Source organism: Chryseobacterium sp. IHB B 17019 (assembly GCF_001456155.1).
Lineage (GTDB): Bacteria > Bacteroidota > Bacteroidia > Flavobacteriales > Weeksellaceae > Chryseobacterium.
In genome coordinates, this window is record NZ_CP013293.1 from 1,461,635 (window position 1) to 1,481,464 (window position 19,830).

Consider the following 19,830-nt stretch of genomic DNA (forward strand, 5'->3'; position numbering starts at 1 on the left):
TTAAAAATCTTTAAATCAATTTTTAATATCCAGATTAACGGAATTCAGCCGTAATGAATTCAAAATCACAGATAAAGAGCTGAAACTCATCGCCGCAGCCGCGATCATCGGTGACAAGAGAATACCAAAAAACGGATACAATAATCCTGCCGCAACCGGAACTCCCAAAACATTATAAATAAAAGCAAAAAACAGATTTTCCTTAATATTTTTCAAAAGCTTTTCGCTCAATAGTTTAGCTTTTGCGACGCCTAAAATGTCACCTTTCAGCAGTGTAATTTCTGCACTTTCAATGGCGACATCCGTTCCCGTACCCATCGCAATCCCGATATTTGCCTGAGCCAAAGCAGGGGAGTCATTAATCCCATCGCCGGTCATGGCTACAATTTTCCCTTGTTGCTGTAGTTTTTTGACTTCATTTAATTTATCCTCAGGATGGCAGTTTGCTTTAAAATGTTTGATTCCCAGTTCGTCTGCAACGGCTTTGGCGGTATGTTCATTATCGCCTGTCATCATGATAATATCAATTCCTTCACTTAATAATTGTTGAACTGCTTTTTTAGAAGTTTCCTTGATTTTATCCGTAAAACTGATGAATCCCAATACTTCGTTTTCCTGCGCTACATAAGAGATGGTGTGAGCTTTTGACTGGACTTCAACCGCTTTTTGCTTAAGATTTTCAGGGATTGAAATTTGATTTGAAGTTAACAAGCTTTCGTTTCCGAGATAGGTAGTTTTTCCATTGATTTTTCCCCTTACTCCTTTTCCTGAAATATTTTCAAAGTTTTCTACTTTTTCCGGTAAAATATTTTTATCTCTTGCTTTTTTAATAACAGCATTGGATAAAGGATGCTCGGAATTCTGATTTAATGAATAGGCTAATTTTAATATTGAATTGTTTTCATTATTAATAGTTTCAATATACTCCACAGATGGTTTTCCTTCAGTTAAAGTACCTGTCTTATCGGTAATTAGGACGTTTACCTTATTCATTTGTTCAAGTGCTTCGGCATTTTTAATTAAGATACCATTTTTTGCTCCTTTACCAATCCCAACCATCAATGACATGGGTGTTGCCAGACCTAAAGCGCATGGACAGGCAACAATTAAAACCGCAACCGCATTAACAAAAGCGAACAGGCTTTTCTTACCTTCCGGCCCGAAAAACTGCCATAAAACAAAGGTTAATACAGCAATTAAAATGACAGTCGGGACAAAAACTTTAGCCACTTTATCCGTTAATTTCTGGATCGGGGCTTTACTTCGGCTGGCTTCGTTGACCATTTTAATGATTTGTGAAAGCAGCGTTTCATCACCTACTTTTTCAGCTTTCATGATGAAAACCTGATTTCCGTTGATGGTTCCCGAAGAAACTTTATCATTGATACTTTTCTCTACAGGAACGGGCTCTCCTGTAATCATACTTTCATCAACGTAAGAATTTCCTTCCGTTATTTTTCCGTCAACAGGAATTTTTTCACCCGGTTTTACCTTTAATAAATCGCCGATTTTCACATGAGAAAGAAGCACTTTTTTCTCCTCACCATTTATGATAAGATTGGCTTCATCAGGCGAAAGATTCAATAATTCCCTGATCGCATTCCCTGTTTTTTTATGTGCTGCAGCTTCCATGAGCTGACCCAAAATTACCAATGTCAAAATCACACAAACAGCTTCAAAATAAAGTGGAATCTCATGATTGTGACCACGGATTTCATGCGGTACAATATCCGGAAAAACCAACGCTACAATGCTAAAAATGAAGGCTGCGGCGACTCCCAGAGCAATAAGGCTGAACATATTCAAATTCCATGTTTTGAAAGAAACCCAGCCTCTTTTCATTAAAAACCAACCCGAATAAAATAAAACAGGAAGCGTTAAAATCAATTCTATAACACCTTGAACCTGGTGTGAAAATGGAAAATTAAAAAACATTCCACCCATCGAAAGAATAAAAACCGGAATGGTGAATAATAAAGAAATGGTGAATTTTCTTTTTAAAATATTGTAAGTTTCGTCCTCATCACCTTCTTTATCGGGCATTCTTACCAGATCCATGCCGCAAATCGGGCAATTTCCCGGCTCATCACGAATAATTTCCGGGTGCATCGGGCATGTATATTTTGCGGTTTTCTTTTCGGGATATTTTACCAGATCCATTCCGCAAACAGGGCAGCCAACATTGGTGTCGTAAACTTTATCACCTTCACAATACATCGGGCAATAATATTTTCCTGCCATTTCATCTGTAACCATCGGTGTTTCATGATGATGGCCGTGGTCGTGTGAATGGTGGGAATGATGTGAATGAGTTTGCGAATTTTCAACCAGGGTTTCTGTAATTTCCTCAAGATGCATGTGACAAACGGGACAATCACCTTTTTCGGGGTAGATTTTATCATCTTCACAAAACATTGGACAGTAATATTTCCCAATATTATCCTTGAAATTTTCAGGCAGGTTTGTGGAAGAATAGGTTGGTTTAAAATTTGGGGCTTTTGCTAGCTTTTCCTCTATTGGAACCAAGAACATATTACATACGGGGCACCTTTTTCCTTGCTGAAAATAGACTTTTTCCCCTTCGCATTCCATAGGACAATAGTATACGGAAGATGGTGAAATCCTGTCTTGCGGTTTCACAAATGCTTTTTCGGGATTGTTGGGGTCTTCAAGCTTGTAATTTCCGACTTCTTCAAGAGCCTTATTTAAAGTATTTAATTCAATTTCTTTATCAGAAACTATCGTTGCTGTGTTGTTTTCAAGATTGACATCAGCTTTTATTCCTTCGATACTGTTCAGCTTTTCAGAGATTTTTTTCTGACAGCCAGAACAGGTCATTCCAAGTATTTTATATTGTTGTTCCATGATCCTTTCAATTTATAGTACAAATTTCTACAATGTAAACGGAAGCTTGTTATAAATTTAAGGATAATGTTTATAGAATTTTGATCGAGAATTCGAGTAGGAGGGTTTAAGGGTTATAGAGTTGTAGCGTTTGAGGGCTTTAGTAAACAACTCTATAACCCTCTAACGCTAACCCTCTCAAACTTGATCCAACGGCTTTCTACTGTGGACTTTCAACTTTTTAAATTCGGTGGGAGTGAAGCCCGTGATATTCCGGAATTGTGAAGATAGGTGCTGAACGCTTTTGTAGCCTAGTTTTCCGGCGATTTCCGTTAAGGTAAGTTCATTGTAAAGAAGCAGTTCTTTTACTTTTTCAATTTTTTGGAGGATAAAAAACTGTTCTAATGTAATATTTTCGTTTTGGGAAAAAGCCTTTGAAAGTGAGCTGTAATCTTTATGAAGTTTTGAACTTAAAAATTCGGATAAAAGAAAATTTTCATCAATATCAAGTTCACTGATTTTTATGATGATAAAATTTTTAATTTTCTCAATAAGCTGATGTGCAGAGTCTTTTATTCGTTCAAATCCTGCTTCCTGTAAAAGATTTTCTATAGTGGAAAGATCTTTATCCGAAACTTCAGATTCTGTTTCAACTTCACAAAGGTTAATACTTTTAACCTTAATATTAATTTCATTAAAAATAGCTGAAACAGCAGAAATACATCTGTTGCAGACCATATTTTTTACAAAAATTTTCATAACCGATTCTGATTTAGCCTGTCTTTTACAAACTCGACTTTTGTTTTTCCATGAGGTGAAGGATTGCCATCCTCGTCAAGGTTTACCATAACGATTTTATCAACAGTAATGATGGTCTGATGCGTCATTTTATTTCTCACTTCACAGGCGAGCGTAAGAGAAGTAGAACCGAATTTCATCACTTCAATCCCGATTTCTATAATATCTCCCTGTTTTGCTGAGCTCACAAAATTAATTTCTGAAATAAATTTTGTAACGACTTTTGTATTTTCCAATTGAATAATGGCGTAAAGTGCGGCCTCTTCATCAATCCACTGCAGTAATCTTCCTCCAAAAAGAGAGTGATTAGGATTCAGGTCTTCTGGTTTTACCCATTTTCTGGTGTGATAGTTCATATTGAATAATTTGCACCACAAATTTAGCGCAAAAAACAGCACTATGAAAGAATTTGGATTTAGTTAGTAAAACAGTATTATTTATATATTCGATTGTTTTTTGAGCGTATTACCTAATTATGGTTTAAATTTTCATTTAAAACTGTTTAAATTCTTTAAAATCATTGTTTTCAAACGGATTTCATTTTTTGTATTTTATTAGTAATAATGTTATATTTTAATAAATATTCATATTTTTTTAATGAAAAATTAATACTTTTTAACAAAATAAAAATTTGGATGAAAATTTTATTAAAATTATTCAAAAAAAATTTTGAAATAAAATTATTAATTGTAACTTGCATCAGTCTATATTTGGAATCAATATTTGTTCATTACTTTATGTTGTTTTTCTTTTATAAACCAAATCATTTTTAACATTTTTAATTTTTTAACCCAGATGAACATTTTTGTTTCAAACATCAATTACGCAACTAAAGATTATGAGTTGCAAGATTTATTTTCAGAATTTGGAGAAGTTTCTTCAGTAAAAATCATTACTGACAAAGAAACTGGTCGTTCAAGAGGTTTCGGTTTTATCGAAATGGAAGATGCTGAAGGACAGCAAGCTATTGAAGCTCTTAACCAGAAAGAATTTAACGGAAAAGAACTTAACGTTTCAGAAGCTAAACCAAGAGAGGAGAAGCCAAGAAGAACTTTTGGTAACAACACTGGAGGTGGTAACAGAAGCGGTGGCGGTGGCTACGGTGGAGGTAACAGAAGCGGTGGCGGTGGCTACGGCGGAGGTAACAGAAGCGGTGGCGGTGGCTACAGCGGAGGTGGAAACGGCGGAAAACGTTGGTAAAAAATATAAGCGGCTTAAATAAGCCGCTTTTTTTATATAATTAATTCACAGTATATCATTAAATTAGTATCTTAGATTGATAAGCAGCCATAAATTGGCATAGTTTTAGAAAACTTTTAACCAATTAAAATATTATTATAATGAGAAGACATTTATTAGCATTAATAATGATGTTCAGCGGATTATTATTAAGCGCACAAAACATCTACAATGGCCAGGATCTACAGCAAAACAGGAAATACTGGTCAGCAAACAGACAATATTATCTTATATTTCAGAATGACGGAAATCTTGTTTTTTATAACAGAGCCGGAAGTTCAATCTGGGCATCCAAAACACAGGGAAGAGGAGTAAAAGCCAGCTTTCAGGACGATGGAAATCTGGTAGTGTACGCACCGAGAAATGGCGTTGCATTTACTTCCAACACGAGTGGAAAACGTGCCAACAGACTAGCTGTACAGGATGATGGAAATCTTGTGATTTACAGTAATTCAAATGCTTTGTGGGCGTCTAAAAATGGCTCCGATAACGGGAATGGCAATGGTTGGGGATTTAGAGGAGGATATCTTAACCCGGGACATAAATTCACCAGGGGAAGTAAGGTTTTTTCGGCTAACCGCAATTACTACCTTGCATTTCAAAACGACGGAAATTTAGTTTTATCAAATAATAACGGTGATCCGGTTTGGGGAGCAGGAACGGACAATAAAGGCAGCAGGGCAGAGTTCCAGAATGACGGAAATCTGGTTGTTTACGATTCTTATAACAGAGCAGTGTGGACTTCCAATACTTCCAATAGAGGAGCAACAAGACTGGATATTCAAGATGATGGCAATCTGGTTATTTATGCGGGTTCTTCGCCGGTCTGGAGTTCTGGAACACAACGATATTAATACTCTTTATATAAATAAAAGCATTACAAAAAGTAATGCTTTTTTATTGTCAAAATTTTGAATTAAACTGAATCTTATTTTAATTTTATCAGTAAGTAAGCGTCAGTATAATAGATATTCACCCGATTGTTGTAAGGCTGTTTTTCACTCATAATATCTTTAAAAATCAGCTTGACATGATACATACCCAAGTCAGTTTCCATGCTAAGTTCAGGAACTTTTACCGTTCCTCTTTTTTCTTTATTTTCTTTAAATAATTTTAAAATTTGAGGGCCGAAATCTACTTCATCCTTAGAGTTTAATAGTAATTTTAATGAAGATTTTTCAGTTAGCTGATCTACTATTTTAAATTCATCGCTGTTCAATGTTTTTGGCTCATCATCATACCTGGAAAAGTTGAGTAAATATTGATAATCGCCGATTGCTATTGACTGTTTTTCCGGGACAATCATAATTCGCTGTACTTCATCAGGCCTGGTTTTAGATGTTTTGTGGACATCAGAAAATTTGTCCTGAATATCATATCTTACACTATAAAAATTACCTTTTTTGATAGTTTCTGTTAATTTTGCCTGATCTTGTTTATTTAATAGGTTTAATAAAAATTCACCTTGCTTTCTTCGGGCTAAAAATTCAAATTTATCTGCTATTTCAATACTGATTGTATCCGTAATTTTTTTGTTGAAATTTATCTTACCGTTATCTAAAAGCTTGTGGTCATTCAAAGCCTTTAAAAGTTCGTTTTTCTGACTTCTTTTGGCTACGCTGAAAGCATTTAAATAAGGAAAAATCAAAGCAAAAAGGGCAAATATGAATAAGCTGACAGGTATAAACTTTATAGTTGCTTTTTTATTGAAAATAAAGTAAATAATGATACTCAACAGCCATAAAGCCAGAAGCAGTACAAAATATCTCGGTTCTGTGTAGCCGTATTCCAAGATCCTTGTAAAAATAGCTACAAAAAGTAAAATAATTAACGGAACAATAGTGAAATAAAACGCTTTTGAAAAGATTTTAACCCAAGATTTTGCATGTTCTTCCTTTAACGGATAAACGAGAAGCAGCGCCAGAATCCCAACGATACTGTATGCCAAAATAAGGTATGAAACCCAACCTCTTGGAAGTTCCCAGTTGATCAGGATTTTAAAAGAGTAAAAATAAAGGATAACTACATAAATAAGCAATAAAGGAATTAATATAAATTGTGTGAAAAACTTTAAAATTATAGGATAAGTCCCGTCCTTTTCAAGCGTATATAAACCTTTTTCGTTGAATAATAAGAAAATAAAACAGCTTCCGAAAATGGCAAGCACATATAAGGTATCAACGTAAAGATTATCATTAAAATTGAAATCAAAAAGCTTGTCAACAGCCAGGATAGCTAATTCGACACCACCGGTCAAGACGCCCGTAAATACGGCTGTGAGAAAGATATTGACAAACAGGTTTTTGTTATATTGCCAAAATCCAAGCTCTTTGTTTTTTTCCAAAAATGCAACGAAAGAAACTAATAAATGACTCAAAAGTGCCGTAACAGCAATGATAAACCCGTAGACTTCTGTGAAATCCTTCTGCTTTTCGGGCAGGATAAAATAAAAGCCGATAAGGAAAATGATTCCCAAAAGCTGCAACAGTAAAGTCTTTCCGATTCTTTGAGACAGCATTTTTAAGGCAAACATCAAAGAAATTCCCAGGCATGCGCAGATGGTGAATTTGGAATAGACGAAAAATAAATCCTTATCATTATCGTTTTCAAACATACAAATCGCCCCGACTGAGGCCAGGAGAGCCATTACCAGAACTATTGGATATTGGAAAATAACCTCATTCGCGCGGCTTAGGGTCTCTTTTAATTTTTTCATGGTTTTAGTGTTTTTCTGGTAATTTATTATTTGGATTAATCCTTTTTCTTCTTTTTCTTCTTGTTTTTGTCCTTCTTCTTATCTTTTTTAGGATTCAGGATTTCGTTGACATATTCAAAATGTGGTTCTTTTGATTTTGCCGGCGGTATTTCAATAGTAAGATTGAAATCTTTCAGATCTTCTTCAGAAATAAGGTTTTCAAGAATCAAAGACTGTAAAATTTCTTTCCCTGAATTATTAAAAAAATGATGCAAAAGTTCCTTTAATAAGAAATTTCTGTAATCCTTTAAAGGTACAAGAACGTTGTATTTAAAGATTCTTCCTTCTTTTTCAGTAGATAAATATCCTTTTTCAACCAGGATTTTCAAATAGGTGGAAACTGTATTTTGGTGTGGCTTGGGCTCCGGATGTTGTTCCATAATGTCCTTTAAATAAAAGGATTCCAGCTTCCAGAATAGTCTCATTAAGGTCTCTTCCGCAGACGTCAGGTGATTTATTTTCATATCAGATCTCACTGTTGAATTGTATATTGCAATATAAATAAATAAAAGATACCACAAAAGCAATCGCGGCACCCATCAATACTTCCTGCGGAGTATGTCTTTTCAAAATAACCCTTGTAACACCTACCAACACTGCAATTCCCAGCCAGATAAATCCTACCTTTATGTGTAAAGCAAAGAATAAAGCCGCAACAAATACATTGAAAGCCGTATGCATAGAGCTTTTAATGAAGTAATTGCTGATCTGTAATGCAAAAAGTAATATTAAAATAAAAAGCATTACAAAATCAATATACCCGTTTTTAAAATAATTAAAGGTAAGATAGGCAACCACACACACTGCAATGAAGATATATAAAGTCTTTCGCTGGATCCGGTTGGAAACATCCATATTCGTATATCTGCCGGTTTTTACATTCCAGACCAGCCAGATGATTACAGGTAAAATGACCATTAAAAGTATCGGAAGAAAATAAAGTACGGACTCTCTTAATGAATACCTCATAATGCTCATAAAAACAAAAAAGATAAACAAAGATACCAGAGGATTGAAAAAATCAGAGATAATTTTTGATGCTTTATGAATAATTGAAGGCTGCTTTTCTTCCATAATTAAGTTTGATAATGTAAATATAATATTATAACTAAAAAAACAATTGATCGATATACAATAAAAACAAAGTTTTTTTTATAATTTTGCTCAACTATTTCATAATAAATAAGCAAAGGCTAACACATGAAAGAATTTTCTAAAGAGGTATACCTGAAGTGGTATGAAGATATGACAATGTGGAGAAGGTTTGAAGACAAATGCCGTTCTCTTTACCTAAAACAAAAAATCAGAGGTTTTTTACATTTGTATAATGGTCAGGAGGCAATCCCTGCCGGATTCACTCATGCAATGGATTTAACTAAAGATAGTATGATCACCGCTTACAGATGCCACATCCATCCAATGGCGATGGGGGTAGATCCGAAAAGAATCATGGCAGAGCTTTGTGGTAAAGCTACAGGTACATCCGGAGGTATGGGTGGATCTATGCACATTTTCAGCAAAGAGCACAGATTTTATGGGGGACACGGTATCGTTGGAGGGCAAATCCCTTTAGGAGCCGGAATTGCTTTTGCAGATCAGTATTTTGATAGAAAAGCTGTAAATATCTGTTTCTTCGGAGACGGAGCTGCAAGACAGGGTTCATTACATGAAACGTTTAACATGGCCATGAACTGGAAATTACCTGTTGTTTTTGTTGTTGAAAACAATCAGTATGCAATGGGAACTTCCGTAAAAAGAACAGCCAACCACGAAGATATCTACAAATTAGGTTTAGGATACGAAATGCCTTGTCTTGCAATAGATGCAATGGATCCGGAAAAAGTAGCGGAAGCTGCCTATGAAGCGATCGAAAGAGCAAGAAGAGGAGACGGGCCAACTTTCATCGAGGCCAGAACTTACCGTTTCAGAGGACATTCTATGTCTGATGCTGAGCCCTACAGATCTAAGGATGAAGTTGCTATCCACAAAAATGATGATCCAATTGAGTTGTTAAAGTCAAGAATTTTATCTAATAACTGGGCAACTGAAGAGGAATTGGAAGCAATGGACAACAAATCAAGAGATTTCGTTGAAGAATGCATCGAGTTCATGGAAAATTCTCCATATCCGGATCCAGGAAAAATCTATGAGTATGTGTACGCACAGGAAGATTATCCATTCTTAGACAAATTAGAAAATTAATAATTAGATAATTTGAGAATTTCAAAATGAGTTAATTATTTTTAATTCTCACATCATCACATTAACAAATTATCATATTAGAAAATTATGGCAGAAGTAATTACAATGCCACGTCTTTCCGATACAATGACGGAAGGAAAGGTGGCAAAATGGCATAAAAAAGTAGGAGATACAGTAAAGGAAGGAGATATTTTAGCTGAAATCGAAACAGATAAAGCGGTTCAGGATTTTGAATCTGAAATGAACGGAACTCTTCTGTATGTAGGTGTAGAAGAAGGAAATGCTGCAGCTGTAGATTCTGTGCTGGCAATTATCGGAAATGAAGGAGAAGATATTTCAGGATTAACGGGTGGGGCTGCTGCTCCGTCTGCAAGTGTCTCTGAAGAGAAAAAATCTGAAGAAGAAAATAAAACAGAAAATAATGCTACAAGCGTAGAGCAAACTTCTGCGGAAGTTCCTGCAGGAGTAGAAGTGATTACAATGCCGAGACTTTCTGATACAATGACAGAAGGTAAAGTGGCGAAATGGCACAAAAATGTAGGCGATACAGTAAAAGAAGGTGATCTTCTTGCTGAGATCGAAACAGATAAAGCCGTTCAGGATTTTGAATCTGAATTTAATGGAGTACTGTTGAAGCAAGGTGTTGAAGAAGGTGGCGCAGCTCCTGTGGATTCTGTATTAGCTATCATCGGACCTGAAGGAACAGACGTTTCAGGAGTTGGTGCAGCAAAAACAGAAACCAAATCAGCAGAAAAACCGGCTGAGCAAAAAACTGAAGCTAAAGTAGAAGAAAAAGCAGCTCCGGCTGTAAGTTCTTCATCTTCTGAAAGAGTTGCAATCTCTCCATTAGCTAAAAAAATGGCTGAGGATAAAGGAGTTGATATTCACAGTCTTCAGGGTTCGGGTGAAAATGGAAGAATCGTTAAAAAAGATATTGAAAACTATCAGCCATCTGCAAAACCCGCAGCTTCAGCTCCGTCTGCAAGCCCAGCGGCTCAGGTTGCAGTAAGTTTTGTTCAGGGCGAAGATACAGAAACTCCAAACTCTCAAGTAAGAAGTATCATTGCGAAACGTCTTGCGGAAAGTAAATTTACGGCGCCACACTACTATTTAATGGTAGAAATCAATATGGATAAAGCTATTGAGGCCAGAAAAGAAATCAATTCTTTACCGGATACCAAAATTTCTTTCAACGATATGATCATTAAAGCGACTGCAGTTGCCTTAAGAAAACACCCTCAGGTAAATTCAAGCTGGGCAGGTGACAAGATCATTCACAGAGGAAATATCAATATTGGCGTAGCGGTTGCAATTCCTGACGGATTGGTAGTTCCAGTGCTTAAGAATACAGACCAGATGAACTATACTCAGATTTCTGCTGCTGTAAAAGATATGGCCGGAAGAGCAAAATCTAAAGGTCTTAAGGCAAACGAAATGGAAGGTTCCACATTCTCTATCTCTAACTTGGGAATGTTCGGAATTGAAACATTTACAAGTATCATCAACCAACCAAACTCTGCGATCCTTTCAGTAGGAGCAATTATAGAAAAACCGATCGTAAAAGACGGACAAATCGTAGTTGGAAATATCATGAAGCTTTCATTAGCTTGTGATCACAGAGTGGTAGACGGTGCTACAGGTGCTCAGTTCTTACAGACATTAAAAACATATTTAGAAAGTCCTTTAACTTTGTTACTGTAATTTTCTAATTGTTAAAATATTAAAAACGCTTCTCAAATTTGGGAAGCGTTTTTTTTATCGCCCTGTTTTGTCTTTGCTGAGTGTTAGCGCCCTTGCGAACCGGAAAATATGCAGATAACATTTCAAAAAATCTTTGCGGACACCGCGCTTAAAATCAAATTTAAAAATATTGTTAAACAAACCAAATTCATCCTTCACAATTCACGCTAAAATTATCCATATTTAAAATCAAATCACTATTTTTGAATCATGATTAGAGCAAGAAATATCCATAAATCTTATGGGAATTTAGAAGTATTAAAAGGTGTTGATATTCATATTAAAGTAGGCGAAGTTGTTTCTATCGTTGGAGAGTCCGGAGCAGGAAAATCCACGCTTCTGCAGATTTTAGGAACTTTGGACCAGCCTACTGCATCACATAAAAATGAAACGGAGATTACCATTGCCGGAGAATCATTTATTAATATGAATGACAAGCAGCTTTCTAAATTCAGAAATCAGAATATTGGTTTTGTATTTCAGTTTCACCAGTTGCTTCCCGAGTTTACGGCTCTGGAAAACGTTTTGCTTCCTACAAGAATTGCAGGAGCCAACGAAAAAGAAGCCATGGAAAAGGCTTATGCTTTATTTGAAGATTTGAGAATTGAGCAGAGGCTACACCATAAGCCCAATCAGATGTCTGGTGGGGAAGCACAAAGGGTAGCGGTGGCAAGAGCTTTAATCAACTCACCGAAAATTATTTTTGCGGATGAGCCAACGGGGAACCTGGACTCAAAAAATGCTGATGACCTGCACAGATTATTCTTTGATTTAAGAGATAAATACAACCAGACTTTCGTGATTGTAACCCACAATCCTAATCTTGCTGAAATCACTGACAGAAAATTAGTAATGAAAGACGGAATGATTATCGATTAATTTTCTTTGCAAATGATGAAACACTTTATTTTTTTATTCCTCTTAATTATTTCCTGTTCAAAAGTTGAATCTCAGGTTAGTAATACGATTGATTATTTACCGAAATCAAAAATTCTGGAAATCAAAAATTATATTAAAGGAAAAAATTATAATCAGGATTTGGCTGTTTTCATCAATTTTAAAATACATTCCGGAAAATACAGGTATTTTATTTACGATTTGAAGAATGATAAAATATTACAGAAAGCTGTTGTGGCTCATGGTGAAGGATCGGCCGTAAAAAATTCGGATATTTTACAGTTCAGCAATACCGATGGCTCTCATCAATCATCACTGGGGAAATACGAAATCAGGGAAAGCTACACCGGCAAATTCGGGAAAGCCTATCGATTGGATGGTTTAGACGAAACCAATAGTAATGCAAGGTCAAGAGCAATTGTACTTCATTCCTATCATTGCATTCCTGATCAAGAATCTGATGATCCCGCATGTTTAAGCTTTGGCTGCCCGATGCTTTCTCAAAATTCATTTAACCAAACTGCAAAATATATTGATGGCTCTAAGCAACCCATTATTCTTTATGCTTTTTATTAATTAATTATGAAAAAAACTATATTGCCATTTTTTGTTGCTGCGATTTTGGTTTCCTGTAAAAAGGAAAATTACGCCGTAGCAGATATCAAATTAAACCTTCCAAAAGATTTTGAGCAATCAATAATCTATGAAACAGATGCCGCTACAAACTCACAAACGACTTTAAGCGAAGTAAATGTAGTAAACTATAAAGTCGATTCAATTGCTAAAAATGGCGACTATTATATGACTGGAAAATTGAAAAGGGTTAACGCCAACCAAAATATTTTAGGTGATTCTTTTTCTATTGATACCCGTGAAAACGGTAAAGCTGGCTCTGATTTGGGAAATGATATACAAAATTTAGTAAACAAAGAATTTTCTTTTAAAATAAATGCTTACGGCCGAATTATCGAGAAACCGAAATTCAAAAATATTGATGCTAAGCCATTTTTGATTGAACAATATAATATTTTACCATTTGCACTGCCGGAAAGAAAGCTAATCGAAAAGCTTACCTGGGAAGAAACGACAACCAACCCGATAGATAAAACGGTAGAATTGAAGACTACTTATTCTATTAAAAAAATAGACAGTCAGTCTGTTGCTATCAGTTCCAGAGGATTAATGGGATATCATGGAAGTTCGGATAAATATAAAGCCGAAATTATTGGCACCTATGTGCTGGATAGAAAAACAGGATTGTTAATTTCAGGAGAAAAGTCCTTAAAGATGAAAGAAACAGGTGAAATAACGTTTAAAATTTCTCCACAAATGAAAGGTTTTGAATAAATAATTATGTCCATAAAATTTCTTGCTGAAGACGACCGACCTCGTGAAAAGTTTTTACTGAAAGGTAAAAGCTCACTTTCCGATTCAGAATTACTGGCTATCATTATGGGAAGCGGGAACAGGGATGAGACTGCCGTTGATTTGGCAAGGAGAATTTTGGCTTCGGTGGACAATAGCTGGAATCAGTTGAGTTTACTTTCAATTAAAGATCTGATGAAATTTAAAGGTGTTGGTGAAGTAAAAGCAATTTCTATCACAACAGCACTGGAGATCGGAAGAAGGAGAATGGGGCAGGAAGTTCCGGAAAAACCCGTTATTACCAGCAGTAATTCCGCCTATCAGATTTTCAGGAATCATTTATCCGATTTGCGGACAGAAGAGTTTTGGGCAATTTTCCTTAACCAAAGTAATAAAGTGATTCATATCTCACAGTTGACCCAGGGCGGTATAAATCAGTCAATTGTCGATGTGAGAGTCCTATTTAAAACTGCTTTGGATCACTTCTCGACGGCAATTATTATTGCCCACAATCATCCATCGGGAAATTTAAAACCGAGCAGGGAAGATATAGATATTACACAGCAAATAAAAGCAGCCGGAAATATGCTGAATATCCAGCTTTTAGATCATCTGATTATTACACAGGATTCATATTTTAGTTTTGCAGACGACGGATTATTATGATTAGAAGACTAAAATACAATGAAATAGATTTTGAGAAGTACACCGAATGTTTAGAAAATTCTGAGCAACGGAATTGGTATGCGAAGAAAGAAGTGTTAGACGAGCTGTCGGGAAGCTGGGAAGCCCTTGTCTATGGAGATTATGAAGCTGTCCTGCCTGTTCCGATGAGGAAAAAACTAGGAATTAATTTTGTAATAATGCCTCTTTTCTGCCAGCAATTAGGGGTGTTTTCAGGGAAAGACAATCCTGAAATAAATAATCTGTTATTGCAATATTTAAAGAAAAAATATCAGGTGCTTTTTTATTCATTTAATCAAAATAATTCATTTAGCGAAAATCTTGAAAAAAAGAAAAATTATATAATTCCAATTTCAGACTATGAAATTTTAAGAAGAAAAAAATATTTTAAGGGGAGAAAATCAACGGCAAAATGCGCGCAGCATCTTATTTATAAAGAAATTGAATTAAATGCTGATTCATTGAAATTTATTGAAAACAACAATAAAGGCATTCCCAAAAAATCTGATTTTGAAAAATTTATCAAATACCTCCGTTTCCTTGATCAAACTAAGGCCCTTCAACTTTGTGGAGCCTATCTTGGGGAAGAATTAATCAATTTGGCTATTCTTATTTCAGAAAAAGGTCAGCTTTCTTTATTGGCTTTAATCAATGATGAAACCTACAAAAATGAAAATGGCCCTTCTTTTCTTATCGATAAAATCCTTCATCTTTATATCCATGAAAAAAGTTTCAATTTTATGGGAAGCAACATTCGCGGAATTGAAGTTTTTTTCAAAAGCTTTGGGGCTGAACTTCAAGAATACTGTCACTTGGAAAATAAAATTTTAAAGAAAATCTCTTAAAAAAGTTAATTGTTTTCAGCTATTGCACAATCCTGTGTTTTTCAGCGATAAATTCAGAAAATATTAGTAATTTTGCTACCTCAATTATGACAAGTTTTTCAGGATATTTACCTTATGCTTTTGCATTGATCATTGCGATACCTTTTTTGGTTTTGCTCAGACAATTTGTGTTTACTTATATTAAACTTAAAGAACAGGAAATCAGGTTGCTTACCGTAAAATCAAATTCTGAAAATAAGGCTCAGTCTTACGAAAGAATGGTTCTGTTTCTGGAAAGAATGAAACCGTCGAATATTGTTCAAAGGTTTGATAAAGAGCTGGCCGTTCATGAATTTATCTTTCTTACGGAAAAAGTAATTAGTGAAGAATTTGAATACAACTCTTCCCAACAGCTTTATATAACGAAAAATTCCTGGAAGAATATTGTTGATTCAAAGAATGCTGTCATCGATTTGCTTCATACAACCTACGAAGGGTTAAAAGGTGATGCAAACCTTGAAGAATTTAAAACAATTTTCATCATGAACTACATCAATGGTGAAGATTATATTTCTGCAACAATAGAAGATTTAAGGAGAGAAATTTTAATAATAGCTTAACAAAAAAATAAAAATTTAAAAATAATGATTCCAAATTTTAAAGCACATCCATGGCACGGAATTTCTGCAGGAGAAGATGCGCCGAATGTTGTAAATGTTTTCGTGGAGATCGTTCCTTCAGATACTATTAAATATGAAGTAGATAAAGAAACCGGATTTTTAAAGGTTGACAGACCTCAGAAATTCTCAAATATTATTCCTTCCCTTTACGGTTTTGTTCCAAGAACATATTGTGACAATGCTGTTATGAATTTAGCAATCGAAAGAGGTGCGGACGACGTTACAATGGGAGATCATGACCCTTTGGATATCTGTGTTTTAAGCTCTCACAATATTCATGGAGGTGGTCTATTGATGGAAGCCATCCCAATCGGAGGTTTCAAAATGATTGATGGAGGGGAAGCTGACGATAAAATTGTTGCCGTAATGATCGGTGATCACGCTTTCGGACATTTCAGAGATATTTCAGAATTGCCTGAAGCTGAAGTGAAACGATTAATGCACTACTTCTTAACATACAAAAACTTGCCGGATGAGCCCGCAAAATGCAGAATCCAGGAGGTTTACGGTGCTGAACACGCTAAAAAAGTGATCAAAGCCTCTCAGGAAGATTACGCAAACAAATACGGAGGATAAAATTCTCTTTATTGAAAAATAAATTAAGGATAAATGAAATTTCGTTTATCCTTTTTTTGTTTTTTAGGAGCTTTTCCCGCTTTCCGCACTCGCTATTTTGTAATGTTTTGCCGCCGCGCCAAAACATTACAAAATGAGCTCAAACAAATGCTGCAATCGGGGCTAGGATGGCAGGATTGGGGGCTTCGAGAGCCTCAGCCACCGTAGAACGGCAGTCTTTACCCACAATGTTTTAGCAGTATAATTCAGTAAATAGTTTACCTCGAAGGATCAATTATAGAAAATCTGTTCAAAACCTGTAAATCTGTGATTACAATATTCAACATAATAATTCAATAAAATTAATCTCAAATTTTAAGACTAAGATCATTTCCGCTTAACCGTTTAACTATTAATTTTTAAATAGTTATAAATATTTTTCATTAATATGATAAGAATTATTCATTATATTTAAATTTCTATTACCAAAAAAATATTAAACTATGGATCTATTTGCGTTAGTACCAATCTTTGGTGTTGTTGCTTTACTCTACACTTTTCTTCAAAGTAACTGGGTGAGTAAACAGGATGCCGGGGATGAAAAAATGAAAGTTATCAGCGGACACATCGCTGACGGTGCAATGGCTTTTCTAAAAGCTGAGTACAAGGTTTTAATCTATTTCGTGGTCATTGTAGCCATTCTTTTAGCCGTGATGGGTATGACCAATGCCAATTCGCACTGGACAATAGGTGCTGCTTTTGTGGTAGGGGCAATATTCTCTGCCTTGGCCGGCTTTATCGGAATGAAAATCGCTACAAAAGCGAATGTAAGAACTGCACAGGCTGCAAAAACTTCCCTTTCAAAAGCTCTTAAAGTTTCTTTTACAGGAGGTTCGGTAATGGGAATGGGAGTTGCAGGATTGGCTGTTTTAGGATTAGGGACTCTTTTTATTATTATAAAACAAATTTTCGCCCCGGATGCACCGGTGGATTCCCATGAAATGGAAAGAACCATTGAAATTCTCACAGGATTTTCCTTAGGTGCAGAATCAATAGCACTTTTCGCAAGAGTTGGTGGGGGAATTTATACAAAAGCGGCGGATGTTGGAGCCGATTTAGTAGGAAAAGTTGAAGCAGGTATTCCTGAAGATGATCCAAGGAATCCAGCTACAATCGCTGATAACGTGGGAGACAATGTGGGAGACGTTGCAGGAATGGGAGCGGATTTGTTCGGTTCTTATGTTGCAACAGTTTTAGCAACAATGGTTTTAGGAAGGGAAACCGTTTCCGAAGATGCTTTCGGCGGTTTTGCACCGATACTTTTACCAATGCTTATTGCAGGAACAGGAATTATTTTTTCGATGATAGGGACTTTATTTGTTAGAATTAATGACAATGAAGATTCTTCAACCTCAAGCGTTCAGAACGCTTTAAACCTGGGAAACTGGGGAAGTATTGTGATCACAGCTATAGCTTCATATTTTCTGGTAACATATATTTTACCGGAAAAAATGGTTTTAAGAGGATACGAATTCACTAAAATGGGCGTTTTCGGAGCCATCATGGTGGGATTGGTTGTAGGTACTTTGATGAGTATCATTACAGAATATTATACTGCGATGGGTAAAAGGCCGGTAAAAAGTATCGTAAGACAGTCTTCCACAGGGCATGCAACCAATATCATTGGCGGACTTGCCGTTGGTATGGAATCCACATTGCTTCCAATTATTGTTTTGGCGGGCGGGATTTACGGATCTTATTTATGTGCCGGATTGTACGGTGTTGCTATTGCAGCAGCAGGAATGATGGCAACAACAGCTATGCAGCTGGCAATTGACGCTTTCGGGCCGATTGCAGATAATGCAGGAGGTATCGCCGAAATGAGCGAATTACCAAAAGAAGTTCGTGAGAAAACAGATATTCTTGATGCAGTCGGGAATACAACAGCAGCCACAGGTAAAGGTTTTGCTATTGCTTCGGCGGCGTTAACGGCTTTGGCTTTGTTTGCGGCCTTCGTGGGAATTGCAGGAATCGACGGGATTGATATTTACAGGGCTGATGTTTTAGCTGGATTATTTGTTGGAGGGATGATTCCGTTTATCTTTTCTTCACTGGCCATTACGGCGGTAGGACAGGCGGCAATGGCAATGGTAGAGGAAGTAAGAAGACAGTTCCGCGAGATCCCGGGAATTCTGGAAGGTACGGCACAGCCTGAATATGAAAAGTGTGTGGCCATTTCTACCGATGCTTCCATCAGAAAAATGATGCTTCCGGGCGCTATTGCTATTATTTCACCTTTATTAATTGGGTTCATCTTTGGGCCTGAAGTGTTAGGCGGATTCTTAGCCGGCGCTACTGTTTGTGGGGTTCTGATGGGAATGTTCCAAAACAACGCAGGTGGAGCTTGGGATAACGCTAAAAAATCTTTCGAAAAAGGAGTTGATATCAACGGACAGACCTATTATAAAGGTTCTGAGCCGCATAAAGCTTCAGTCACTGGAGATACGGTGGGAGATCCATTTAAGGACACTTCCGGACCGTCCATGAATATTTTGATTAAATTAATGTCGATCGTTTCATTGGTAATAGCACCTACTTTAGCTGTTATCCATAAAGATAAAATTGATGCTAACAGACAAGCAAAAATTGAAGCCTTAACAGGAGTTGCCGGAATACATGCCGTATCCGGGGCAAATTCTCAAAGCGGAATAATTCCTGTAGGCCCAAAAGAAATCAAAGGTCATTTGAATGAAAGCGGAGATTTTGTTTATGAAACAGGCAATATCCAGGAAGTGGAATTAAAAGGCGGAAAGAAAATTTCCATTGGTGAAGGCAGCCAATTGTTTCAATTATATAATTCGGTTAAAACCAAAGACCAGAAAGTATTAGATCCTACTAACTGGTACACTATCGAAAATCTTTATTTTCAAACAGGTTCCAGTGATTTGAAACCGGGTTCAGAGGTTCAGTTATTAAATTTAGTTGAAATTCTTACTGCGTATCCAGATTTAAAAATTAAACTGGGAGGCTATACTGATAATACCGGAAACGAGGAAAGTAATCAAAAACTCTCTAATTTAAGGGCACAGACTGCAAAACTGAAATTATTGGAACTAGGAATTGCGGGAGATCGGGTAGAAGCGGAAGGATATGGCTCTCAATATCCTGTTTGTCCGGAAAATGATACAGATGAATGTAAAGCTAAAAACAGAAGAATTGATGTAAGGATTTTAGCGCTTTAAATCAA

General features: G+C 36.1%; 18 protein-coding genes. 12 read left to right on the plus strand and 6 right to left on the minus strand.

The window, feature by feature from the left end; all coding sequences use genetic code 11:
- Nucleotides 1-15: 15 nt before the first annotated feature.
- The 3 genes from ATE47_RS06615 to ATE47_RS06625 all read right to left on the minus strand — a co-directional run bounded on the left by ATE47_RS06615 (nt 16) and on the right by ATE47_RS06625 (nt 3,998).
- Nucleotides 16-2,865: a heavy metal translocating P-type ATPase gene (locus ATE47_RS06615; RefSeq protein ID WP_062161220.1), complete on the minus strand. Its 2,850-nt coding sequence runs from the start codon at nt 2,863-2,865 to the stop codon at nt 16-18.
- Nucleotides 2,866-3,042: 177 nt separating this feature from the next.
- Nucleotides 3,043-3,603 carry a helix-turn-helix domain-containing protein gene (locus ATE47_RS06620; RefSeq protein ID WP_062161221.1) on the minus strand — a complete coding sequence of 187 codons (561 nt, stop codon included), beginning with the start codon at nt 3,601-3,603 and terminating at the stop codon, nt 3,043-3,045.
- Complete coding sequence (locus tag ATE47_RS06625) at nt 3,600-3,998, minus strand: acyl-CoA thioesterase (protein WP_062161222.1); 399 nt, start codon at nt 3,996-3,998, stop codon at nt 3,600-3,602. Before ATE47_RS06625 ends, ATE47_RS06620 begins: the two co-directional genes overlap by 4 nt.
- A gap of 439 nt (nt 3,999-4,437) precedes the next feature.
- On the opposite strand from ATE47_RS06625, the gene ATE47_RS06630 reads away from it, so the two are divergent.
- Both ATE47_RS06630 and ATE47_RS06635 read left to right on the plus strand, forming a co-directional pair.
- On the plus strand, nt 4,438-4,842 hold the full coding sequence (locus ATE47_RS06630; RefSeq protein ID WP_062161223.1) for an RNA recognition motif domain-containing protein: 405 nt from the start codon (nt 4,438-4,440) through the stop codon (nt 4,840-4,842).
- A gap of 140 nt (nt 4,843-4,982) precedes the next feature.
- Nucleotides 4,983-5,735 (plus strand): PQQ-binding-like beta-propeller repeat protein, encoded by a 753-nt coding sequence (locus ATE47_RS06635; RefSeq protein ID WP_082632519.1) that lies wholly within the window; start codon nt 4,983-4,985, stop codon nt 5,733-5,735.
- Nucleotides 5,736-5,809: 74 nt separating this feature from the next.
- Here the strand turns inward: ATE47_RS06635 and ATE47_RS06640 are convergent, their stop codons facing one another.
- Genes ATE47_RS06640 through ATE47_RS06650 form a run of 3 tightly spaced genes read right to left on the minus strand, consistent with a single transcriptional unit; the run spans nt 5,810 to nt 8,710 of the window.
- Nucleotides 5,810-7,597 carry a DUF4153 domain-containing protein gene (locus ATE47_RS06640; RefSeq protein ID WP_062161225.1) on the minus strand — a complete coding sequence of 596 codons (1,788 nt, stop codon included), beginning with the start codon at nt 7,595-7,597 and terminating at the stop codon, nt 5,810-5,812.
- A 35-nt stretch (nt 7,598-7,632) separates the two neighbouring features.
- On the minus strand, nt 7,633-8,100 hold the full coding sequence (locus ATE47_RS06645; RefSeq protein WP_062161226.1) for a BlaI/MecI/CopY family transcriptional regulator: 468 nt from the start codon (nt 8,098-8,100) through the stop codon (nt 7,633-7,635).
- Between the two features lies 1 nt (nt 8,101).
- The gene (locus tag ATE47_RS06650; protein ID WP_062161227.1) at nt 8,102-8,710 is read right to left on the minus strand and encodes a phosphatase PAP2 family protein; all 609 of its coding nucleotides are present in this window, start codon (nt 8,708-8,710) and stop codon (nt 8,102-8,104) included.
- Nucleotides 8,711-8,836: 126 nt separating this feature from the next.
- On the opposite strand from ATE47_RS06650, the gene pdhA reads away from it, so the two are divergent.
- The 10 genes from pdhA to ATE47_RS06700 all read left to right on the plus strand — a co-directional run bounded on the left by pdhA (nt 8,837) and on the right by ATE47_RS06700 (nt 19,825).
- Entirely contained in the window at nt 8,837-9,838 is a 1,002-nt protein-coding gene (gene pdhA, locus ATE47_RS06655; RefSeq protein ID WP_062161228.1) for a pyruvate dehydrogenase (acetyl-transferring) E1 component subunit alpha, read from the plus strand.
- An 87-nt stretch (nt 9,839-9,925) separates the two neighbouring features.
- Nucleotides 9,926-11,539, plus strand: a complete 1,614-nt coding sequence (locus ATE47_RS06660; RefSeq protein ID WP_062161229.1) for a pyruvate dehydrogenase complex dihydrolipoamide acetyltransferase — start codon at nt 9,926-9,928, stop codon at nt 11,537-11,539.
- Nucleotides 11,540-11,788: 249 nt separating this feature from the next.
- Complete coding sequence (locus ATE47_RS06665; RefSeq protein ID WP_062161230.1) at nt 11,789-12,457, plus strand: ABC transporter ATP-binding protein; 669 nt, start codon at nt 11,789-11,791, stop codon at nt 12,455-12,457.
- 12 nt (nt 12,458-12,469) lie between these two features.
- Nucleotides 12,470-13,051 (plus strand): murein L,D-transpeptidase catalytic domain-containing protein, encoded by a 582-nt coding sequence (locus ATE47_RS06670; protein ID WP_062161231.1) that lies wholly within the window; start codon nt 12,470-12,472, stop codon nt 13,049-13,051.
- 6 nt (nt 13,052-13,057) lie between these two features.
- Nucleotides 13,058-13,822 (plus strand): hypothetical protein, encoded by a 765-nt coding sequence (locus ATE47_RS06675; RefSeq protein WP_062161232.1) that lies wholly within the window; start codon nt 13,058-13,060, stop codon nt 13,820-13,822.
- Nucleotides 13,823-13,828: 6 nt separating this feature from the next.
- Nucleotides 13,829-14,506 carry a RadC family protein gene (gene radC, locus ATE47_RS06680; RefSeq protein ID WP_062161233.1) on the plus strand — a complete coding sequence of 226 codons (678 nt, stop codon included), beginning with the start codon at nt 13,829-13,831 and terminating at the stop codon, nt 14,504-14,506.
- Complete coding sequence (locus ATE47_RS06685; protein WP_062161234.1) at nt 14,503-15,369, plus strand: hypothetical protein; 867 nt, start codon at nt 14,503-14,505, stop codon at nt 15,367-15,369. The genes radC and ATE47_RS06685 overlap by 4 nt, the downstream gene beginning before the upstream one ends.
- Before the next feature lie 86 nt (nt 15,370-15,455).
- A complete protein-coding gene (locus tag ATE47_RS06690; RefSeq protein ID WP_062161235.1) occupies nt 15,456-15,968 on the plus strand; it encodes a DUF7935 family protein in 513 nt (170 codons plus the stop codon).
- A 24-nt stretch (nt 15,969-15,992) separates the two neighbouring features.
- A complete protein-coding gene (locus tag ATE47_RS06695) occupies nt 15,993-16,604 on the plus strand; it encodes an inorganic pyrophosphatase (protein WP_062161236.1) in 612 nt (203 codons plus the stop codon).
- Between the two features lie 482 nt (nt 16,605-17,086).
- Complete coding sequence (locus ATE47_RS06700; protein WP_062161237.1) at nt 17,087-19,825, plus strand: sodium-translocating pyrophosphatase; 2,739 nt, start codon at nt 17,087-17,089, stop codon at nt 19,823-19,825.
- Nucleotides 19,826-19,830 lie beyond the last annotated feature (5 nt).